The sequence below is a fragment of the Pseudomonas sp. BW16M2 genome (assembly GCF_014268865.1).
Taxonomy (GTDB): domain Bacteria; phylum Pseudomonadota; class Gammaproteobacteria; order Pseudomonadales; family Pseudomonadaceae; genus Aquipseudomonas; species Aquipseudomonas peradeniyensis.
In genome coordinates this window covers 76,289-82,703 of record NZ_JABWRI010000026.1, presented here as the reverse complement: position 1 = coordinate 82,703, position 6,415 = coordinate 76,289, and the positions used below count along the sequence as shown (strand labels likewise).

The following is a 6,415-nucleotide window of genomic DNA, read 5'->3' as shown; positions in this document are numbered from 1 at the left end:
CGCCGATGGTAGTGTGGGGTTTCCCCATGTGAGAGTAGGTCATCGTCAAGATTCATTTCGCAAAACCCCTATCTGCGTGAGCAGGTAGGGGTTTTGTCTTTTCCGCATTCCCAAAACCAACACCGCCCCCCTGTAGGAGCGGCCTTGCCGAGGCGTCGGACCGGTCGGAAAGGGGCGCGTAGCGGCCCCAAGATTTGTGCATCAAGCAGATATCGCCGGGGCCGCTTCGCAGCCCTTTCGCGACACAAGGCTGCTCCTACACGACTTATACTGGGCTGAATACAAGCATTAACCTGGACCATCGAATGAAACCCTTCGACGACCTGATACCCGAGGCCAACGCAGCGGATGTGACTGGCTGGGGCTTCGACTGGCTGGCAGGACGCGCCTCTGAGCAGCGTCCGCCTTGGGGTTATGCCCAGCGCCTTGCGCAGCGTCTGCAGGGCGTCTGCGCCGCGCTGGATCTCGACACCGGCGGCGGAGAGGTGCTGAACGAGGCACCGCGTTTTCCGCCCTTCATGTGCGCGACTGAAGCCTGGCCCCCCAACGCCCGCAAGGCGCACGAGCGTCTAGGACCGCGGGGCGTTGAAGTCGTGCAGGTAGCACCCGGTATCGCACTCCCATTCGCTGACGCCTCATTCGAGCTGGTCACCTCACGCCACCCTGTGCAACCGGACTGGCCCGAGATTCATCGCGTCCTCCGACCAGGCGGACATTACTTCGCCCAGCACGTAGGCCCAGCCTCGGCTTTCGAGCTGATCGAGCATTTCCTGGGGCCATTGCCACACGAGCGGCAACTGCGCGATCCGCAGGACGAAGTAGCAGCAGCGCAGGCAGCCGGGCTTACGGTGACTGACCTGCGCACAGCCCATTGCCGCATGCTGTTCCATGACGTAGGCGCAGTCGTGTGGATTCTGCGCAAATGCGTATGGTGGGTGCCGGACTTCTCTGTGGATAAGTACCGCGCTGAACTGCTGGCCCTGGATAGCCAGATGCGCCAGGGCGAGCCTTTTGTCGCGCATTCGACCCGTCATCTCATTGAAGCGAGGCGTTAAGCGGGCGTAGGCCGAGGCAGCCGCTATCGATCGATAGCGGCAATCAACCCTCACATCCCGTTGGCGAATTCCGGCTCCTCCATTTCGACGCGCTCATTCATCCCCCTGAGCGCCCTGGCATATTCGCCCAGCACCTGAAGCGCCCAGTCGGCCCGACGACGAATGCGCAGGTCTTGCGTGCCGGTACTGTCCGGGCCATTCATCACGCCCTCCACCTGGCGCACGATCAACTGCTCGGGCAGGTAGCAGAGGCGGCAGTTCTTGTAGCTGGACGCACGCAATTCAGACAGCGGGTAGCTCCCGCCCTGGCCAGAGGACACCCCGACCAGCAGTGCCGGCTTGTGCCCCAACTCGCGGTAGCCGGCGTAGACGAACAGGTTCTTCAACGCCGGGCAGGCCATGCCGTGCCATTCCGGGGTCAGCACCACCAGGGCATCGGCTTCACTCAACAGGGCTGCATACTCGGGCCAGAGTCCGTGTTCATCCTTGGCTGGCCACAACGGCAACGGCGCACGTCCAAGATCGATCACCCTTGGCAGCTTGCTCAGTTGCAATGCCTGCAGGCGTTGGGCAAGAAAGGCGGCTACCTTCGCCGACTGGCTGTCCGGCTGGCTGGAGCCGGCCACGAGTACGATATTCAGGCTCATTTCGCCAGCTCCTGGTCCGATTCCGTCGGCATGCTGGTCGACTTGCCGCGCACCAGCGGCCAGAACAGCTCCTCCTGCCAGCTGACCGGGCGCATGCCTTCGATACCGTAATGCTGCGGGCGGCGGCGGGTGATCTTTGCCGTGCCGAACAGCACGTCCCAGAAGAACAGCAGGTTGCCGAAGTTGCCCTTGTAATGCGTCACCCCGTCATCGGCGCTCAGGCCGTGATGCGCCGAGTGGGTCGCGGGGGTGGAAATGGTCCGTTCCAGCAGCCACATCACGGGCCGCAAGGCGCGTATGCGGTAAAGCTTGTCATCCCAGGGCACGCTGCTGTGGGCGCCGAAGATGACCAGCATCTTGACGATCAGGTAGCCGAAGTACACAGGCGCCAACCCCAGGTAGATCAGGGCCCCGCTGAACCACAGGCCGGGCATCAGCAGGTAATAGAAGCTGTTGTTGCGATAGACGATGCGGATGCTCATGTAGGGCGCCGAGTGATGTGCACGGTGCAGCGAGTAGAGCAGGGGCACCTTGTGGCTGAGGCGATGCCACCAGTACTGGGTCATGTCGTCCAGCACCAGGAACAGGACGAGCCCAAGCACCCAGTGCAGGCCGGCGAGGCTGCCCTTCAGTTGCGGCGCGAAGTGTTCCAGCAGGCTGTTGCTGAGGAACGTGACCAACGGCAGGGTGACCACCATCAGCAGGGCGCTGCCGACGATCTCGATGATCGCGTCCCGGCGTTTGCCGCGCGGCTGAAGGAAGCAGGCGCAGGTGATTTCGAGGAGGATGAAGCCGATCAGGATGGCGAGAATAATCGGTATCGGGCTGTTTGTTATTGTTGTGCTCATGGCATTCTCCGGTGGGTGCCGATCAAGGCGGTGCCCACCCATAAGAATTCATGAACCCGTCAGACGATATGCGCGAAACGGACAGAATTACCCGAGAAGCGGCCAACCCATCGCCCGAGCGATTCCACCGCGGCCCGCTCGGCCGGGTGCTGGAGCGCTACCTTCAGACGCATTCGCTGAAGGCGCGCAGCAACTACAGCATGCTCGCGCTGGAGCAGCTTTGGGCCAAGGCGGCCAGTCATGATCCGGCCATCGGCTTGCACCTGTTCTCGCACTTCAGTCGCCAGGACTGGCATGTGCTGGCCCAGGGCTGCCTGTACAGCGCCACGCTGGCCGAGGCCATCCGCTTCTGGGCGCGCTATGCACGGCTGGCATCGGACATGGACACCCTGGCGCTGGTCGAGGAGGGTGATTGCCTCGGGGTGGAGTTGCGTATCGATGCTCCAGCCAGCCTGGTGCGCTATATGGTCGAGCACTACAGCGTGATGTCCCTCAGCGTGATGCGCGTGGGGATAGGCGCGGCTGTCCTGCCGCAGCGGGCGTGCTTCGCTCACCGTCGGCCGGCGTACTACCCGGAGTACCACGAGTGGTTTGGTGAAGATATCCAGTTCGACTGCGGGTACAACCGCTTGTACTTCAATCGTACCCAGCTGGACATGCCATTGCTGACCCAGCATGCCGGGATGATGGATGTGGTGAGCCAGGAGCTGGAGCGTCGGTTGGCGCAGCAGTCCCAGCTCAGTGGCTGGTCGGCCCGGGTAGCCCAGGGCATTCGCCAGGGCCTGATTACGGGCCGATCGCTTACTCTGGAGACGCAGGCACAGGACCTTCACCAGAGTGCACGTACCTTGCGTCGGCGGCTGGAGGATGAGGGAACCAGTTTTCGTGTGCTGCTCGACCGGGTTCGTGCGGAGCTGGAGCAGTACCTGGAGATGCAGGGGGATAGCCGAACGCAGATCGCTGCACAGCTTGGCTACAGTGACTTGGCGGCTTATGCCCATGCGCGTAAACGCTGGCGATCACTCTAGCCACCTTCATGGAAAAAACCGTAACTTATTGGTTTATCTAGGCCCTGTGGGAGCGGCCTTGCGTCGCGAAAGGGGCGCGTAGCGGCCCCAGATTCCGAGCCACCATCGAAATTTCTAGGGGCTGCTGTGCAGCCCTTTCGCGCCGCAAGTCCGCTCCCACAGAGATAACAGTTCCCTGCGCGACGGGCTGGGCGATCTCCTACAGAGATATTTGGACCAGGCTGTCCGGTGGTATCAGAGCAGGCCTTCGTTGTTCAGCTTCAGACGCGCGTAGAACAGGATCGCGACGGCGGGGATCAGCGCCGAATAGCCCGGTTTGACCGCGCTCTTCAGATTGTTCACCGCGGCCTTGATGCGTTCGGTCGGGACCAGGCCGCTCAGTGATGACAGTGTGGAGGCCGAGGCGAGCGCGATTTCCGTGCTACCGCTCGGCAAGATCGAATCGCTTTTGCGATACGCCGGCGCGGGTGCCTCGGGTGTCGAGAAGTAGGAGGTCACGGTTAGGCTCGCGGCCAGCGCGTCGACCTGGTCGAAATAGCCTTGCTCGGTCATCGCGTCCAGGTGCTGGACGATATCCTGCCGCGAGGCAAGCACATGCTTTTCGCCGAATGAAGACTGGAAGCATTTGCTGATCAGCAGCGCCTCCATTTCCACCACCTGGGCACAGTCGTGCAACTCGTTCACCAGGCCATAGTGCTGTGCCAGCATGAGCAGGATCTGCACGTACTTGAGGCCCCGGCCTCGTGCCAGGTTGACCAGGCAGTGCCCGCCCAGCAGTTGGAGTTCCTGGGTCAATGGGTATAGCGCGGGCTCGGCTTCTAGCTTCGTCCAGCTGCTGCTGCGCAGGTGCTTGGCGACTTGACCGCGTATGGTGGGGCTGGTCAGTTCGAGGAGATCGTGGAGCAGGTAGTCGGTCTCGACAGGGTCTGGGACCTCGTCGACCGGCTCAGGTTGATTCGAACGTGGCAGGCCGCCTGTGTAGCCATGGAAGCGTGACGCACGCAGTACCTCTTCCAGGCGTGGCCAATAGTCGGTATGACCGAACTGAGCCATGGACACATCGTGAATATGTTCATGCTCGCATGAGGTTATTGGTCGGCGGCCAATGCTGTTTTCCCCGAGGTTGAAGCGCAGGACGAGATCATCCTCGGAGTAGGCGTTGTACAGCTTGCACTTGGTGCGTTGCTGGATGGCGTGCGCCTGTTCTGCAGACAGCTCGGCCGCCGCCGCCATCAACAGCACCTCGCCCACTTCTAGGCCTTCGTGGTCAGGCTTGTCCAGCAAGTCGAGCAAGGCACTGACCACGACCCTGCCGCCAAGCGAATGCCCGACCAGATTGACCTTCGACACGTACGGGTGATGCTTGAGCAGGTAACGCTCCAGTTGCCCGAGTAGCTGTTTGCCCATCTCGGTAGCGCGGTTGCGGCTCGAGTTGAAGTGCATGGCGCGATCGACCGCCGCGGCCCCCGCGCCGGCCAGCGCGTTGATCCGGGCGAGCGCTGCCACGCCACCGCTGGAGGCACTGTCGAACTGCGCCCAGTGGCCAGAGGGCCAGAAGGCGAAGATATTGATGCCGTTGTGCAGGGACGTTGGAATGTACTTGCGCAGTTTGCAGCGGTCTTCCATGTCATGGCCGGCCGAGTAGCCGTGGATGAAGACGTTCGCAACCTCGCCGGAGCGGTGGGGGAGGGTGAGGAATTTGAAGTTGTGGTCCACGCGGTTGGCTTGCCTGAGGTGGAGGGGGGAGGGATGATGGCATTTGGCCCTATTGCTGTAAACGGCTGTACTTAGCGTGTTTTTGATAGGTCCGTTTGCCTTGGTGGAAATTGAGGTTCACCCTGCACGGTGAACGCGAACAAGGAGTCAATGTGTCGATCCCGGATTTTCAAAGTGTGATGCGCCCAGTGCTGTCTGCCGTCGAGGACGGTACGCCGCTGGCGCTCAGTGAGCTGCGCGAGTGCATTGCAGAGCAGTTCCAGCTGACAGAGGACGAGCGCAAGGAGCGCCTGCCATCAGGCAACCAAACGGTGATCAACAACCGGGTGGGCTGGGCGCGTACCTACTTGAACAAGGCAGGGTTGTTGACTATCCCGGCCAAGGGCATGGTTCAGATCACCGCTCGTGGCCGTGAGGCCTTGATCAGTGGCCCGGCGCGCATCACCGTGCGCTGGCTGAAACAGTTTCCCGAATTTGCCGATTTCCACACCGCCAGACCGCAAGTGGCGAGTGCCCCCGCAATCCCGGACCTGGACGAGGGTGACACGACACCGGACGAACAATTGAACATTGCCCATCAGGCGCTGCTGCAATCGCTCGAGGAAGAGTTGTTGGCGCAAGTGAGGGCGGCAAGCCCGGGATTTTTTGAGCAGCTAGTGGTCGACCTGATGTTGGCCATGGGATATGGCGGCTCGCGCAAGGAAGCCGGCAAAGCCACCCAGGCCACCAACGATGACGGAATCGACGGCATCATCAAGGAGGACAAGCTCGGCCTGGATGTGATTTACCTGCAAGCCAAGCGTTGGACCAATACGGTGCACCGGCCGGAGATCGATAAGTTCATCGGCGCGTTGACCCGACAGCGGGCGCGCAAGGGGGTGTTCATCACCACGTCGGAGTTTTCGGTGGGGGCGCGGGAGGCGGCATTGGGGCTGGATATCAAGGTGGTGCTGATCGATGGGGGCGAGCTGGCCAGGTTGATGGTTGAGAATAATCTGGGGGTGAGTGTTAAGCAGGTGTATGAGGTGAAGCAGGTGGATAGTGATTATTTTTCGGGGGAGTGAGCCGGGGTAATCTGAAAACAGTCGGTATCTATCTGTTTTGGCTAGTGAATAATTGTT

The 6,415-nt window shown here is 61.4% G+C and carries 6 protein-coding genes; 3 read left to right on the top strand and 3 right to left on the bottom strand.

The genetic code is table 11. The features are described from left to right. Positions 1–305 precede the first annotated feature (305 nt). Positions 306–1,055: a class I SAM-dependent methyltransferase gene (locus HU735_RS20540; RefSeq protein WP_186714996.1), complete on the top strand. Its 750-nt coding sequence runs from the start codon at positions 306–308 to the stop codon at positions 1,053–1,055. Between the two features lie 50 nt (positions 1,056–1,105). On the opposite strand, the gene HU735_RS20535 is transcribed toward HU735_RS20540, so the two are convergent. Then, positions 1,106–1,702 (bottom strand): NADPH-dependent FMN reductase, encoded by a 597-nt coding sequence (locus HU735_RS20535; RefSeq protein WP_186714995.1) that lies wholly within the window; start codon positions 1,700–1,702, stop codon positions 1,106–1,108. Further along, positions 1,699–2,550, bottom strand: a complete 852-nt coding sequence (locus HU735_RS20530; RefSeq protein ID WP_186714994.1) for a sterol desaturase family protein — start codon at positions 2,548–2,550, stop codon at positions 1,699–1,701. The genes HU735_RS20535 and HU735_RS20530 overlap by 4 nt, the downstream gene beginning before the upstream one ends. A gap of 68 nt (positions 2,551–2,618) precedes the next feature. On the opposite strand from HU735_RS20530, the gene HU735_RS20525 reads away from it, so the two are divergent. Beyond that, positions 2,619–3,578 carry an AraC family transcriptional regulator ligand-binding domain-containing protein gene (locus HU735_RS20525; RefSeq protein ID WP_186715000.1) on the top strand — a complete coding sequence of 320 codons (960 nt, stop codon included), beginning with the start codon at positions 2,619–2,621 and terminating at the stop codon, positions 3,576–3,578. Positions 3,579–3,812: 234 nt separating this feature from the next. Here the strand turns inward: HU735_RS20525 and HU735_RS20520 are convergent, their stop codons facing one another. Further along, the gene (locus HU735_RS20520) at positions 3,813–5,294 is read right to left on the bottom strand and encodes a DUF726 domain-containing protein (RefSeq protein WP_186714993.1); all 1,482 of its coding nucleotides are present in this window, start codon (positions 5,292–5,294) and stop codon (positions 3,813–3,815) included. A gap of 152 nt (positions 5,295–5,446) precedes the next feature. On the opposite strand from HU735_RS20520, the gene HU735_RS20515 reads away from it, so the two are divergent. Further along, positions 5,447–6,358, top strand: a complete 912-nt coding sequence (locus HU735_RS20515) for a restriction endonuclease (protein ID WP_186714992.1) — start codon at positions 5,447–5,449, stop codon at positions 6,356–6,358. Positions 6,359–6,415 lie beyond the last annotated feature (57 nt).

Excerpts from the sequence above, each read along its gene's own strand:
- HU735_RS20540 (WP_186714996.1), top strand. The coding sequence starts at position 306 with ATGAAACCCTTCGACGACCTGATACCCGAGGCCAACGCAGCGGATGTG.
- HU735_RS20535 (WP_186714995.1), bottom strand. The coding sequence starts at position 1,702 with ATGAGCCTGAATATCGTACTCGTGGCCGGCTCCAGCCAGCCGGACAGC.
- HU735_RS20530 (WP_186714994.1), bottom strand. The coding sequence starts at position 2,550 with ATGAGCACAACAATAACAAACAGCCCGATACCGATTATTCTCGCCATC.
- HU735_RS20525 (WP_186715000.1), top strand. The coding sequence starts at position 2,619 with ATGCGCGAAACGGACAGAATTACCCGAGAAGCGGCCAACCCATCGCCC.